Source organism: Paenibacillus polysaccharolyticus (assembly GCF_023714295.1).
GTDB lineage: Bacteria > Bacillota > Bacilli > Paenibacillales > Paenibacillaceae > Paenibacillus > Paenibacillus polysaccharolyticus_A.
In genome coordinates this window covers 85,746-100,570 of sequence record NZ_JAMAUN010000012.1, presented here as the reverse complement: position 1 = coordinate 100,570, position 14,825 = coordinate 85,746, and the positions used below count along the sequence as shown (strand labels likewise).

11 protein-coding genes are annotated in these 14,825 nt (G+C 37.6%); 2 read left to right on the top strand and 9 right to left on the bottom strand.

Annotated elements, in window-relative coordinates; translation table 11 throughout:
- Nucleotides 1-168: 168 nt before the first annotated feature.
- Nucleotides 169-387: a DinB family protein gene (locus M3629_RS23420; protein ID WP_353056772.1), complete on the top strand. Its 219-nt coding sequence runs from the start codon at nucleotides 169-171 to the stop codon at nucleotides 385-387.
- 110 nt (nucleotides 388-497) lie between these two features.
- Complete coding sequence (locus M3629_RS23415) at nucleotides 498-704, top strand: DUF2536 family protein (RefSeq protein WP_251510756.1); 207 nt, start codon at nucleotides 498-500, stop codon at nucleotides 702-704.
- A gap of 223 nt (nucleotides 705-927) precedes the next feature.
- Here M3629_RS23415 and M3629_RS23410 read toward each other — a convergent pair whose 3' ends face one another.
- From M3629_RS23410 to M3629_RS23370, 9 genes are all read right to left on the bottom strand, one after another.
- Nucleotides 928-2,892 (bottom strand): ABC1 kinase family protein, encoded by a 1,965-nt coding sequence (locus M3629_RS23410; protein ID WP_251510754.1) that lies wholly within the window; start codon nucleotides 2,890-2,892, stop codon nucleotides 928-930.
- Between the two features lie 794 nt (nucleotides 2,893-3,686).
- Nucleotides 3,687-4,814 (bottom strand): glycosyltransferase, encoded by a 1,128-nt coding sequence (locus tag M3629_RS23405; protein WP_251510752.1) that lies wholly within the window; start codon nucleotides 4,812-4,814, stop codon nucleotides 3,687-3,689.
- A gap of 6 nt (nucleotides 4,815-4,820) precedes the next feature.
- A complete protein-coding gene (locus M3629_RS23400) occupies nucleotides 4,821-6,209 on the bottom strand; it encodes a CDP-glycerol glycerophosphotransferase family protein (RefSeq protein WP_251510750.1) in 1,389 nt (462 codons plus the stop codon).
- A 48-nt stretch (nucleotides 6,210-6,257) separates the two neighbouring features.
- Nucleotides 6,258-7,610, bottom strand: a complete 1,353-nt coding sequence (locus M3629_RS23395; protein WP_251510748.1) for a glycosyltransferase family 2 protein — start codon at nucleotides 7,608-7,610, stop codon at nucleotides 6,258-6,260.
- A gap of 1,247 nt (nucleotides 7,611-8,857) precedes the next feature.
- Nucleotides 8,858-10,102, bottom strand: a complete 1,245-nt coding sequence (locus M3629_RS23390; protein WP_251510746.1) for a glycosyltransferase — start codon at nucleotides 10,100-10,102, stop codon at nucleotides 8,858-8,860.
- 11 nt (nucleotides 10,103-10,113) lie between these two features.
- Nucleotides 10,114-11,430, bottom strand: a complete 1,317-nt coding sequence (locus M3629_RS23385; protein ID WP_251510744.1) for a glycosyltransferase family 2 protein — start codon at nucleotides 11,428-11,430, stop codon at nucleotides 10,114-10,116.
- Nucleotides 11,431-11,468: 38 nt separating this feature from the next.
- Nucleotides 11,469-12,815 (bottom strand): Gfo/Idh/MocA family oxidoreductase, encoded by a 1,347-nt coding sequence (locus M3629_RS23380; RefSeq protein WP_251510742.1) that lies wholly within the window; start codon nucleotides 12,813-12,815, stop codon nucleotides 11,469-11,471.
- Nucleotides 12,812-13,597: an adenylyltransferase/cytidyltransferase family protein gene (locus M3629_RS23375; RefSeq protein ID WP_251510740.1), complete on the bottom strand. Its 786-nt coding sequence runs from the start codon at nucleotides 13,595-13,597 to the stop codon at nucleotides 12,812-12,814. The genes M3629_RS23380 and M3629_RS23375 overlap by 4 nt, the downstream gene beginning before the upstream one ends.
- Nucleotides 13,598-13,599: 2 nt before the next feature.
- Nucleotides 13,600-14,820, bottom strand: coding sequence for a hypothetical protein (locus M3629_RS23370; RefSeq protein ID WP_251510738.1), 1,221 nt, complete (start codon nucleotides 14,818-14,820; stop codon nucleotides 13,600-13,602).
- Nucleotides 14,821-14,825: the final 5 nt, after the last annotated feature.

Genomic DNA, 14,825 nt, shown 5'->3' with positions numbered 1-14,825 from the left:
ACATTATTATTCAATGAAGATATTATAGACATGTTTAATCCTTAATTAAGAAGTGAATAAGTAACCGCTTATAAAGGAGATTAATGAAAATGGATGTACTAACGAGTCAATATGAAATGATTAAACGAACGAGAGAGTCTCTCTTCCGAATGTGTGAGACGATTTGAGATGACAGATTTGCTGGTAGATGAATTCCTCCTTCATTTCAGAACCAACTGGAACGCCGACAATCAAGTCAGTTGGATGAGTGAAACCGATGAATTAAGCGAATTATGGCTTCTTACCCATTGCATAACCCATGAATTTCATCTTCGAGGGCAAATTACGAAAATCGCAAGAATGCTCGGAACCATTCCTCCCAAAATGAATTTATCTAAAATAAAATAATCACATGCGGTTTAACTGGTTTTCACTTGCTGATCCCCAGAAGCTCAACTACAATGAAACTCGGGCAGCTCATTATTAACATTCATATAAAGTGGAGGTCTACATCACATATGGAAATTTCATTAGATATCATGAAGGACAAGGTTGAATGCCTTCAAGCTTATGACTTTCAGGAACTGGAACGAGCAATCGATGAACGGATAGGCGTGAACAAAGCCCTTCTTTTACGTGTAAAGCAGGTTCAGCATCAAACTACGTTTGATCCCGTTCGCAACAAAATGTTGTACAGTGCTGTGGTTCATTTTGCGGTAGATTGATGGGTTCATGTGAAGTTAATATACCTTTACGTGATGTCGGATTACGCACAAAAAACAGGTCATCTATAAGATAACCTGTTTTTTTAAGGCATTTATATAGAACGCCATCGATACAGGATCAACAAGTTACTAACCACTTTTCGCGGGGATACTTATGTGAGGCATTAGGATTCTTTAAAGAGCCATCTTCATTTCGATTGCGTTCAATCCTATCCATCGTCTCCTACACCTTCGGTTTTAACTGTTTAATTACAGCCATGATCAATATGATCATGCCTACGCCAAAACCAGATATCGATAACGGAGCAAGTAAAAATCGCATCGCTTCACCCTGTACCACAAAGCTAGCAAGCATGACGACCATACAGATTACCGTGAAGATCCCTACGGTCAGAGTGCCCATAAAATCATGCAGTGAATGATTTTCCTCACGAGCAATCGTAATTTTATTGTCCTTCAGAATAGGCAGTTCCAATAACTTCGGAATGTAGTCCGTAATCTGCTCTTTGACCTTTGTTAAACGCTCTTTGACTACTTGTCCTTTATCCATATGAGTTGCGTAAGATTGACTGGTTGCGGATAAAGAGTACGTATCATCTACAGATGACAGCGTCCCATCCAACGTAATGATGGCTCTGAATGCTCCGGCAATCGTAGGTTTTAATGACATCCCCATCTCTGTGATCATGGACATCATTCGTTTCATCATGACACTCGTCGGGTCTGGTGAGAAAGACGCTTCGGACAAAAGTCGGCTCAGACGCTGTTCAATCAACTTTTCATCGAGCAAATGCTTATCCTCACAAACTCGTGTCAAACCATTCGCCATCTCTTTCGTATCTCGACTGCTGTATCCCATCAGGAAGCTTAACATCCCACCTCGTTCTTCATCTGTTAAGTAGCCCACTGAACCAAAGTCGATCAGCGCAACCTCTCCATCAACGGTCAGCATCAGATTTCCGGGGTGCGGGTCTGCATGAAAGATACCTATCACTAGAATCTGATCCAAAAATGCATGCATGACCCTCTCCGAAACATCGCTTGTCACCGCTTTCGTGAAGCTGGTTCCTTCGATATATTCCATGGTCAGGATCTGTTTTGTCGAATATTCCAAATAGATTTTAGGAACACGAATACGAATGTTGTGTTCTTCGAATGCTTTGCGAATCAGATTCGTATTCAAGGCTTCGATATCAAAATCCGTTTCCTCGATCAAATTCTGTTTGAACCCTTCAGCAAGCTGGACTAATTCCAGTCTTTTGATTTTGACAGAGCGTTCGGATAGCCATGATACAAACTGGATCAAAATATCCAAATCGACCGTCATTTTCTGCTTCACATCAGGTCTTAAAATTTTGACAACAACCTTCTCCCCCGCCAATTTCAGCTTCGCCAGATGAACTTGTCCAATCGAAGCCGCTCCGATGGGTTCCATGCCAAAGGATTCATATGTTTCATCCATATTGCCGATCTTGTTGTCGATAATCGCTTTCAGCTCCTGTGGGCTTAGCGGTTTCACCTGATCATGTAAACTGGAGAAGGCTTGGATGTAGTTTGCAGGTAACATGTCCTTTTTGGTCGATAACACTTGGGCAAACTTCACGAATACACCACCCATGTTATCCAGTACCTCAGCAATAACATATGGCAGTTTGGCATGATCCTGCTGAATCAAATGAGCCAAACCTTTGCGTGAAATAATCCAGAACATATGCATCATCCGCCGCAAGGCACGAATTTTATTCAAGATGTACAGGAGCGGATTGGTCGCCTGCAATATTTTAAAATTAAACAGGTTAAGAAGTATGTAGGCATAACACGCGATGAATATAACAAGCAACGGATAATAGATAAACATGACTCTAAAAATCTCGGCATCTGGTGGCGCTATCTTTTGATTAAAATAGGTAAAAGAAAGGACGAGCGTTACAATTGATGTACTGAATAATATCGCTAAGCTGAGCTTCAACTGGTTACTTTTGAACGTGCTGATATTCCCGATGATAAAATAAATCAGAAACGCTGCCACCAAAATACTGCTCAAATAAAATTGCTCCAACACCTGAAGTAGCATGCTCACCACAAGAGCACTGGCGAACGAGATCAGCACTTTATGTTTCCTGTTGAACAACGATGTAAGTAGCAGAAATACAATAAAACACACGAGTAATGTAACAAAAAAGAACATTTTACATCCCACCTGTTATGTAATGGTATTGTGTGAATGCGTAAGCAATTTAAATTCCATGGAAAATTACCAAACATGAGTGCGGGGTTCACGTCATCCTTGTTGAAATAATTCCTGAACTCCGACACAGCTTGTACATCTCTAGGCCGTTCTCACTCAATATAACACACCAAACTTGGACTTGGGATGGTGATCAAAGAAAGGGCCAAACTATAGCTTAATTAAGCTAGGTCAAACACTCTTCTCTCATATTAGGAAAAACAAAGAGAACAACACAAATGACCTCCACTGCAATGGAGGTCTAGATTTAATGTAGATTGTACCTGAATGGAATGGCTATTCCTCAAGATGATAAGAGCGCAATGCAACAGCTTGTTCGCACAGGCTGTCACGCCCCTTGTAAACATATCTTCGTTTCTTGCAACTTAAAGAATAATTATATTCTTTTATCGTTTTTTATTCCCATTAGTAAATCTAATATATCATAAAACTTGTAATCCCCCCTGTTGCTATTCCATTTACAACTTCCCAGAAAGGAACCTCTTTTAGCTCGTCAACATTTTTGTAGTGTATGGACAATAAAGATTCTTCAGAAACTTCAAATGGAACAAAACAAACCTTATTTCTGTAAGGGAGCTCTACGAAACGATTTGCTATATCTTTTTTCTCTGTATACATCTAGCTGTAATTAGTAAATCAAACTCAATATTTCTTAATTCTTGTTTCGATTAATTCTCCCCGACTCTATTATTTCTGTTTAACTCCAATCGAAAACGTGCACGTACATTCTATTTTCAAATTTCAGCTTGGCCAGAGTAAATTTTTTCGAGCTCATGAATTTGATTTGTGAGTGAATAGCCAGCATTCGCCACAATATCTTTACAATCCTTCCGATCATAACCTTTAGATAATTCAATGATAGCGTCATGCCAAATGTCAATATCTAAAGGTAGAAATTCCAGATTTGCTGTTATTTTTGACTCAGGCATAATATCGGCAGTAACCAGGCATTTTAAACCTGAAGTTTGTGCTTCAACTAAGGTAAGATCTAGCCCGCCAAATCTAGAAGGATTACAGAAAATATCCATAGCTTGCATCAGTCTGGCTACTTCGATATCTGGCTGCTGTCCAAGTAACAACACACGATTATCCAATCCATGTGTGGATACGGCTTCTTTGATGGAATTAAAATCCTCACCGTCTCCAATGAGCATCAGTTTTACATTTGGAATCAACTCGCTAATTTTAACAAAAATATTTAATAAAAATTCATGGTTTTTTTGATAGACAAATCTTCCAACATGGCCAATAACAAAAGAGTCTTTAAGCCCAAACTTCTCTCTATATTCCTCACGTATCCCTGGATTATAAGCATATTTGTCTATATCAATGGCATTTTTAAGGATGCGGATTTGCTCCTTTGGGATTTGGGAACCATACAGCCAATCCGCAGCCAATTGAGAACAAGCCAAGAAATGCGTAGCATGATGCGGCATAAATAGTTTTTTTTGCTCCTCATGCATTTCTATTGCCTTTTCTCTTAACTCTGGATCTTTTACGCCAACCATGATGTTATGCGCATGTACAATGATGATCGGTATGCCTAATTCAATAGCAATCTCTTCAACCAAAAAACTTTTCCAATAACCGGTATGCAAATGAATAGCATCGTAACCCTCAGATAAAATAGCTCTTATTTCTGAGATGAATTGCTCTCGATCTTGCTCAGCATAACAAGAAACATAATGAATTTTGCACCCTTCTGTCGTCAATTCATCTTCAAAATCAAGGAATTTACTAAATGTTACAAAATCAAATTGAAATTTATCTTTATTAATAAAATCCCAGTTTCTCATCGCATAATGTGTTATTCCACCACGTTGATTAACTATTGGTAGTTGGAGTACCTTTATTTTTTTCATCTAAACTTAATCCTCCAATACTTTCGACTCTTGTCCATCCAGTTCTAACAAGTTTCGTGCGAGGGCAAGTACTCGTTCCGAGGAGTTTCCATCAGCATATTTATGAGTTATACGTTTTAAACGTTCTCTATCTTTCTTAAACTTATCCTCACCGTAGAGTGATTCAATAATAGCTTGCTGAAGCTGATTATAATCAAGAACTATTTCTCCCGGCATCCAGGCATCATATGGCTCTAGCATTAAGCCCCTTGTTTTACTGTACTGATCAAGGTCCAACGGAGTAAGTATAATTGGTTTATCAGTGAGCAGAAAATCGATAATGATAGATGAATAATCTGAAATCAGTACATCCACAGAGTTTAAGATTTCATATAGGTCAACATCACTGGTATGCAGCATATCATCTGTGATCTCGATAATATTCTTTGAATCTTTGAACATTTTTCGATTAAGCTGTACAGCATGTTGTTTATATAAAAAGAGAATATCATTTTCATCCAGGAAATCATTGAATATTGTCTCATCATACCCAAGCATGTCATTAATAAAAGCCGCACTGTCACCATTTTTAGTATATAGCGACTCTCTGTAGGTCGGCACATAGAATAAGATTTTACGCTGTTTTACAGGCCCTATCAGTTGTTCCAGCATTTTTTTGCCATCGGATTTGAAGATCATATCGTTACGAGGATAACCAGTTATATTAAATTTATTAAAATCCAGATGTAAACAGGAACTCATAAAAACACTATACAAGTGTGACATCGAACACACTGCCGTTTTCTTTTTGAAAATATCATGTTTACTACTAGCAAGGCTCCTCTCATTTTTTTCCTGACTCATAAAGTAAAGTGCTTTGATCGTGAATCCATGCCACAATTCTATGGACTTCTTATTACCACACTGCTCACTATATTGTGTAATAATTAAACTACTTGATAGATAGTGATAATAGTATTCTTGGTTCTTCTCTGAGTCTTTCAAAAGCACAACGTTAATATCATCGTATGGGTTACTATATACTAATGCTTTTGAAACAGCACCAGCATTATGGTGTCCCACAACACATATTTTATTAGGAATCTCTTGTATGAACCCATATTTGCTCAAATCTATACGGGTCAACTCAGCCGTCCCATATTTGCTAGGAATGTAGAACTCTTTAATCCCCATTGCATATAGTTGCTCAGCTATTTCAAGATGATAACTACTTGTTATAATGACAGATACATTCATCTTAGATATTTGTTCTGGACTAATAATCGTTAGTTCCGAAAATGTTGTTCCGTGTTTCTCAGGATGGTTATCCGCAAAGTAAGCGATATTGTATTTATCTTTTAACAACGAATAGTATGACTTACCCAGCAATCCCGCGCCAAAAAGGACGAACTTCATATCATCACACTCTCTAGAATTGTATTTTGAATGTTCTTTCTTATTTATCTATTGTTTCACAACTAATTCTACGAAGCACTCAGCACTTAAATCATTGAGCACATCCTGAAAATAAAATACATTTGCATTCGTTTTACGCAACTCATATTCCACATTCTGATTCCCATACAAAAATATGATAACGGTATCATCCCTCTGAAGTGAATCAAAGTCTGGTCGCATAAGTGGAATTTCAAAGAGATGATCACCCTGTTGGGCTTTAATATCCCATATTTCATTAGGTACTACATTACACTTCACAAAATCCTCTAATGTATACTTAGCTACGAAACCTGCGCCATAAGCAATCAAACGACCTTTTGTCCCACGAACAGTAGATAAGGTATCCTTTTTCTCAGGAGAATACTGTGTCAGATAATTACTAACCGCATTAAAAGCCACAGAAAATCCTACTTTTTCATCAACATACTCATTTAATTTACAAGGTAAGAAGTGAGCTTCATTTATAGCCTCTACAAATTTATGAACATAATTTTGTTTATAGCTTTCTAACTGTTGATTACGGCTTATCCGTCTTATAACAAAAGAGTGTTTACATACTGTCAACAAAAATAAATAAAACTCCAATTTTTGAAAAGAGTCTAAACAGTTTTCTAAAGTATTCTGGGACAACAATCTTCTTGTTTCCGCATATTGACTAATCTGTTCAATGTCGATTTGTGAGGTTACGATGGAATTGGCTCGCAAAATATACGAGTATAAGGGTTTGTGTAGATGAATGATGGACTTTTCTGAGGATAGGATTGGAATCCATATCTGATCCTCTTGTGTCTGGCTTAGATTGGTAATGAAATTTTTAATTAAGTCTAATTTACGAATCAATACACTTCGAAACATGAGTACTGCAACAGAGGTTGAAATTTTCCTCATAATATATCTTGCCAATAATTTCTGGTTTTCATTGGATACTATAGTGTATGATGAGATGTGTACTGCTGGAGCATAACCAATATCCCAACGATTTCTTACCTCATCACAAACCACGCAATTCACATCAGGAAATTGATCCAGTGCATTAACCATCGATGAAACGTATTCCTCATGTAACAAATCGTCACAATCAGGTATACAGACGAACTCACCTGTCACCAGTTTCAAACCATTCTTAACCGCTGCTGCCACTCCCTGATTCTCTTGATCAAAAATAATAACTTCATAACCTCGGAATGTTAATTTTGCCGTATATCGACTAATCACATCTCTAGTTCCATCAGAACTGCCATCATTAATTAGGATTACCTCAATGTTATCCCACTTCTGGTTCACGACGGAATCAAGCATGTCAGAGATATACTTCACTTTGTTATAGCATGAAATGACCATGCTTACTCTAGGTTGCATAAGTTTTCTCCTTTCAGCAATAACTCAGTGCAATTATCATAAACTGAGGGAAAGTGCTTTAGGCTATGTGAGTTAGCAGTTCATCATAAGTAATGATGATACAGACAATTTTTCTAATATCTTTCGTAAGTTGATAAACTATCTCATGATTAGATGGAAGAAGCAAAATCGTGTCATTTACATTCAAACTTTTAGGATCTGGTACTTTAATGAGCCTCCCATCTCCATTGATATCCCATAGTTCGTGTGGTTCTAGTGATGTATTGCTTAAATATATAAGAATTAAACGCCCATTTTTTCCTAGGGCACTCCAAGCAACGATTGGCCCTGAAATTTGGTTAATATGTTGGGGCTTATTATCAAAAATATTATTCACAATAGCCTTAAAAAATAGCTTTAAATTTGATATCTGTTCTACATGGATCTGAGGAGTAGGATTAACACCTCATAACGAAGTAATTTAATTCCTCACAACCTAAGTGGTATTCCAAGGATGTCGACTGATGAAACCGTTCCATTAAGCTCAAACTTCTTGTCAAACGCCCTAATTTAGCCAAAATGAGAAGTTTCATATTATTCGAATACATCTTACCTAGCCACTCTATTGTACTATTAACAATTAAATAATACTGCTCATAATATTTTTCACAATCATCAAATGTCTTCCGAATTGACATTTGTGTATCATTTTGTTTATAACGGTAAAGCGGAAGCGAAAGATGCTTAATCTTCCCCTTATTTGCGGCTAAAGGTAATACATATTGTGGTTCTTAAGTTCGATTGATTTCATGGTAATACTTATCGATAACACCGCTTTTTATCAAATAGCTACTGCGCACCATATATACCCACACCATATCTATGATTCTACCCAGAAGAAAGCTATCAATTATTTTGGATAATCTTCTTTCATGATCGTTCACCTTAAAATAACTGTGGTATACACTGCGATCATTATAAACATACCAAAAATCACAAGCGTCCCAGTCGTAATCCTGGTTTAAAGATAGCCACCCCGCCATGGTTGAGATATATACTCGGGTTCAAGTTCTTCAATGCGTCAACTTGAAATACAAACTCACCAGTTATTTACTTTATAACCTCATTAACAGCAGCAGGTAATCCTTTATCTCCCTACTAAATAGTGATTAATTCAAATCCTCTAGCTGCAAGTTTTGTCATATATTCCGTAATGACATATGGAGTGTCATAAGTAGACCATAATCATCAAAAGAACCTTTCCTTACTTAGTTACACTTGAATATTTCCAAATATTTTTTTATACCCTCAGTTCCGTCATAGTTTATATTGCCTTGAGAAATCCTTATTCGCTCCTTATTATTCTGAAGTAATTCAGCTATGGTTTCACCTAATTCTTCAGCATTATGACCACATATTTTACCGTTAACATTATGCTCTATTTGTTCACTGGCGGAAGAGAAATTTGTCGTCACGATTGGACAATTCATACTCATGGCCTCTTCTATGGACAGAGGACGACCTTCGAAAACAGAGGTTTGTACATACAAAGTACAGTTTTTGTAATATGGGAAAGGATTAGATTTCTCACCAACCAAAAAAACATGGTCTTGAAGATGCATCTTATTGATTAGACTCTGACATTGCTCAGTATATGCTTTTACATGGTAACTTCCAAGAACAAACCAGCGAAAGCTGATATCAGCATTTTTTAATTTTGAAGCAGTTTCAATAAGCAATTCAATCCCCTTTTGCGGATGAATCCTTGCAATCGTTAATAAATTATTGCTACCTTGTTGATATTCTGCTGGATAAAATTCCTCTGCCTGTTGAAGTATAAGATCCTTATTATTAATATTAATTAAAACCTGTACGCGATTAGCTAATTCAGGAAAATAGGAAACGAAAGAATCTGCATTTTGTTTTGCAATACAAACAATTCCGTCCATTATGTTATAGTACTTTTCTTCATAGCGGTATATGGAGTCATCATTCTTTTTAAATTCAATCCCTGCTTTGATATCTAAATGCATGAATACAAATTTCTTCTTAGCTGAAACCTTTTCAGCTACTATTTTCAAAGGAAGCGTATTTGTAAATGCTACAGCGATATCATAACCAAGATATTCCGGACATATCGTTTGCAGCAAATTCCAATTATCTTCAAAACGAGAGCCAGGAGATTTCTTTTTGAATTCTGGATCCATATTGCGTTCGTGGATAAAGTTTTTTATTTTGACACACTCACTTAAACCTGAAGAGTTCAGTTCCTCCATAAGCTCAGGTGACCATCTAGAGTATTGTCTCAAGAATGGGAGTACATTCACATGCTCTGGAATCATGTCAAACATTTTTGCATGGTCTTGATCATCATCAAAAAGCAAAAGATCCAGTTGGTACTGATCCGAAGGGAATAACTCACAGAAGTTTAACAGAAACCTTTCCACACCACCACAAGTTATAAACGATGAATACACTACCAGCATTTTAATTTTTGTATTATCTGTATTCATAAGTCACAACCTTAGCTCAAGTAGTTTTCTTTAATAAAATGTGAAACGTAATACTGAACTTCCGATGCACTATATACATCACATGGCGAGCTTTGTTTAACATCCTCCAAGACTTGCTCAGATAGAGGGAATACTAGAACTACATCATTTTCTGAAAGACTACTAAAATCAGGCTTTTTAACCGTAACCCCATCACCAGTGATGTCCCAGAGTTCAGTTGGCTTCAACGGAGATTGTTCTAATAACGGGAGTAGTGTTTTTGCTGCCTTACCTAAGGCTCCGTATCCAATAATTCGCTTGTTTAATAAAACGGGAATATCATTATAAGGAACATTGAGAATTTTATTTTTTACTGCAAGAATAAATGATTCTTCTTTTCCAATGATCGACTCATTAGTTAATGGCTTGGTAACTTTACACACTTTATTTATCGTTTCGACCAGTTGATCGATAGCTTCTTCTAAAAATGAGTGACCATCCTGCATTCCTCTCGCATGTCGATACAAGTTGATATGCTTTGATAATAATGAGATATCAGTAATCTTCCTTTTCTTATCATAATTAGCGATACTTTCTGGTATCTGATCTAATGCAATTTGACTCAGCCTGTGATATTCATCATAAAACCTCTGAGCCTGATCGAATCTCACATGATGAGAATGTCCGATATCTCCTACATTAAAATGGTATAAAGACATAGGAAAATATTTATACCTCCCAGGATACAATGTGAGCGGGATGATAAAACCTGGCTCATGTGAACCCTTGGTATCTGTAAAATAGTTTTCAATAATATTGCATTTTTTTAAGTATTCAGCTCTCACTAAATAAACCCATACTTCTGAACGGATATCGGCTAACAGATATCGCTCGGTATATAGAGGTTCCTCCGCATTCAGATTACTAAACTGAAGTCGTTTGAACTCTTTATCTGTACCTGTCCCCGTGTAAAGAACCGCGTCACAAATACAGTAGTCATATTGGTCATGCTCATCAAGAAAACCAGCCATAACAGATACATATTTAGGATCTAGCTCATCGTCACTATCGACCATACATATATAATCACCAGTAGCCAGAGCAAGACCTGCTTTGGCAGCAGCACATACTCCGGCGTTGATTTGATCCTCTATAATAACCTCATAGCCCCGCTCTCGGAACATAGGCTCATACTGGCTGATCACATCTCGAGTACCATCGGTAGAGCCATCATTCACAAGGATCAATTCAATGTTATTCCATTCCTGCACGAGAATGGAATCAAACATTTGACCTATATACTTCACTTTGTTATAACATGGCATAACCATGCTTACTTTACCTTGCATAAAATCACCTTCCTTTCACATCTACATCATACAATGTCTCAAGATTCTCCCTTTCTCTCCTGCAAAAACCGTTCCATAATACTGGCCATCGTTATTGATTCTTCAGGCGTCAATTTATAGTTCCGTCTTGCGAGTTCATTGATATTGCGAACAAAATCAGCAAGCTCAAAGCGCATTCCAAATCCAGGGAACGGTGCGGAGAAACTTTCGTTATTCTCCAGGTTCTCATAACATACTTCGAATGTTTTGGTTAGCCACCAAGGTGATTTCACTTGAATATATCCTTTGGTACCAGAAACGAGTAATTGTCCCTCACTTTTAACACCTATGCCGGTTTTCACGGTAGCCATGGCGTCATCAAAACGGAAGTAAGCTTTTGTATAAATATCTACACCGTTACTGTCTTTGAAAAAGTCAAATCTCAGATCATTGAATTTGGTTCCTAACAATTTAAGAATAGGTAATAGATTATAGCTGGCAAGCTCAGTAAAACTGCCTCCCACCGTCGGAAGATATTCTCTAGCCCCAGGCTCACTAGGCACAAGTTTGGTGAATGTTGCTTCCACATCATAAATCTTACCAATGCGTCCACTCTTGGCGATAGCCAGAAGATTCAGAAAACTTGGAGCGTACGCGGTCTTGATCGCTTCCATTAATACAAGTCCGGTCTGTTGTGCCAAATCGTACAGTTCACGGGCTTCATTTTCCCTCAACACCATTGGTTTTTCACAAAGGACGTGCTTTCCTGCAAGCAAAGCCTGACGCGCATACTCATAATGGGTTTCGTGAGGTGAAGCAATATAAACACTATCAACCTCATTAAGAAACATGTCATATTGATCAAATGCTGTAGCCAGTTCAAATCGTTCCGCAAATGCTTTCGCGCTACTCAGACGAGGGTTGTAAACGGAGGATGCAGTGATTCCACTCACGAATTTCACTTCAGACAATGTTCTCTCCGCTATACGCCCGCTTCCAACAATGCCAAGTCTAATACTTCTATTACGTTCGATCCGAAGTTCAGTACTTGAAACATCTTTTGTTCTTTCGAGGTAAACCACGTCACAGTATTCATTTAAATAATCGAAAGTTCCACGCCAATCGGAGCCTACAACAAAAATATCAACATTAAATTTTTGAACATCTCCGATCTTCTGGCTCTCATGATCCTCCACAATGATCTCATCCGCATAGCCGCAACTTCGTACATTGTCTATACGACGCATGAGAGAATCAACCACATTCATCTTCCCGCGTTGAATGTCATATTGCTCTGTCGTAACTCCTACAATAAGATAATCCCCTAAAGCTTTGGCACGCTCAAGCAGCCTACGATGACCTTCATGAAATAAATCAAACGTTCCATACGTGATCACTTTTTTCATATGATTCTCCCCGGTTGTATTCCTAATGAACGTAAACGCATTAAAATTTGTGAGTGGTACGTTGTAGAAGCAATTACGATCCGATCATATTCCATATCGAAAGAACATATTTCCTCAGGAGTCAGGCAACGTTTTCCTTCAAAAAAACTACCCGTTTTGGCATAAGTATCAGCAAATGCAACAATCTCACAAAATTGCAAATGGTTGAGCTGACGGGCATATTGAACGCCCACTTGACCAATCCCATAAATAATAATTCTCTCTTTTTTATTGACTTTATCAAAAGGAAATAAATAGTGAATTCCATCATCAATTCTAGCAGGTTTATCAGCATGTTCAGCTTTAGGAGGCAAAGTAAGAGCTTGTAAACGACTAGTAGAAATGTTCTGTGTATAAGGAAAAAAAACTAAGTCCACTCCCACTTCTTTCAGTTCTGACTCATCATGTCCCCATCCGTCTGCGACGTGGTCATCGCCACTGAACATCACATCAAACCCATACTTTTCTAAAGCGTTGAATTTATAGATCAATGGTTCTGTAGTCACATCAACTTGGTCTACATATTGGAGAGCACCTACAATCTCCATGCGTTCTTTAAGTGCAATCGTAGGCCATTTATTTTTACGTTTCATAATTAACTCATCTGTGAGAACACCAACAATTAACCTGTCACACCGTTCCTTTGATTGACGTATTAAATTGAGATGCCCGATATGGAACATATCAAATGCTCCAGAGACATATCCCACATTCCAGTGTTTGCTGGTATCGGTGGCTAACATGTTTATTCCTCCAAAATATCAAACTGTTGTTTGTGTTCATCATAGAATTGATCCATTAATGCTGGGTTACTCAACTTGCCGTAACTATAATGGCCTGCCAATACATTCTCAGCTATAACAAATGAATAAAAATGAGTCAGACTCAAGAAAAATACAGCCAGATCAAATTCATCGCTTCCTAAACCCGTTCCATCCATCACTCTAAATCCGCCCATTTCTTCCCATATCTTACGTTTAAACAATATTGCTCCAATGGAGAAACGATGAGGGCACACTGAGTAAGAATAAGGCATATCTCTGAATTTCTTAGCTGTCTTGTCTAAGGGAAGGGTTTGTTCCCATAGAAAAACAGTTTCTTCAACTTTCCCGCCAAAATGAGTATTAAAATCATAGTACGCTCTTCCGAATCTTTCCTCGTACTCATTAAGGCAGCCCATTTTCTCCATAAAACGAATATGTCCATGTACATTTACAGGAATCAAAGGAGCTACTAGACCCACTCGGTACCGAGAGTTACGCTCAGCGTCAATATGAGTGTTAAGTAATCCTTCAAAAAAACCTTCACTTATAAACATGTCCTCATCCAGCTTATATATATAATCGGCATTTGGATGAAGTTTGATAGCGATATTTTGTATTAATGATAGATTGTTCGTTTTTGTTGATAGATAAGACCAATTATTTTTCTCACATATTTCACTCAGCTCAGGAACATATTTACCCGAAGACATTATGCACACATCTATATCATTCGGTACAAAACACTTAATACGTTTGAACACAATATCCCACAGCTTTTCTTTGTATCCGGCAAGTACCAACAACGTTTTGGTATGATTCTTTTGCTTATTTTCAAATGTAAAAGGATCATAAAGCTTTTTAGCTGTAAAAGACCCCCAATTGCAGACGATAAGCTCACAACGATCCAAAAGCTGAAGTTCCTTTAGTTGCTTTGATAGCTCATTCGTTAAAGAAGGTACCGTGACAATGATACAGAATTCATCCTCTTCTTCACAAAGTGCCAGAGGAGATACAACGGGAATATCATGTATCATTTTACCTTGTGCTTCACCAGAGTTATCACAGATACAGAAGATATTATCCAGCTTCTCGTATTGCAAAAATAGTCTAGTATACTGCCCGGCAGGAAAAAGAACGAGTTTCTTGTTTTTAACTGACGAAAAGTCGTTCAGTGTTTCCCCTTTTATATAAAAGCTTTCCATATGTT

What these genes read in the sequence shown, in the direction of transcription:
- M3629_RS23420 (WP_353056772.1), top strand. Translation starts at nt 169, where the DNA reads ATGACAGATTTGCTGGTAGATGAATTCCTCCTTCATTTCAGAACCAAC.
- M3629_RS23415 (WP_251510756.1), top strand. Translation starts at nt 498, where the DNA reads ATGGAAATTTCATTAGATATCATGAAGGACAAGGTTGAATGCCTTCAA.
- M3629_RS23410 (WP_251510754.1), bottom strand. Translation starts at nt 2,892, where the DNA reads ATGTTCTTTTTTGTTACATTACTCGTGTGTTTTATTGTATTTCTGCTA.
- M3629_RS23405 (WP_251510752.1), bottom strand. Translation starts at nt 4,814, where the DNA reads ATGAAAAAAATAAAGGTACTCCAACTACCAATAGTTAATCAACGTGGT.
- M3629_RS23400 (WP_251510750.1), bottom strand. Translation starts at nt 6,209, where the DNA reads ATGAAGTTCGTCCTTTTTGGCGCGGGATTGCTGGGTAAGTCATACTAT.
- M3629_RS23395 (WP_251510748.1), bottom strand. Translation starts at nt 7,610, where the DNA reads ATGCAACCTAGAGTAAGCATGGTCATTTCATGCTATAACAAAGTGAAG.
- M3629_RS23390 (WP_251510746.1), bottom strand. Translation starts at nt 10,102, where the DNA reads ATGAATACAGATAATACAAAAATTAAAATGCTGGTAGTGTATTCATCG.
- M3629_RS23385 (WP_251510744.1), bottom strand. Translation starts at nt 11,430, where the DNA reads ATGCAAGGTAAAGTAAGCATGGTTATGCCATGTTATAACAAAGTGAAG.
- M3629_RS23380 (WP_251510742.1), bottom strand. Translation starts at nt 12,815, where the DNA reads ATGAAAAAAGTGATCACGTATGGAACGTTTGATTTATTTCATGAAGGT.
- M3629_RS23375 (WP_251510740.1), bottom strand. Translation starts at nt 13,597, where the DNA reads ATGTTAGCCACCGATACCAGCAAACACTGGAATGTGGGATATGTCTCT.
- M3629_RS23370 (WP_251510738.1), bottom strand. Translation starts at nt 14,820, where the DNA reads ATGGAAAGCTTTTATATAAAAGGGGAAACACTGAACGACTTTTCGTCA.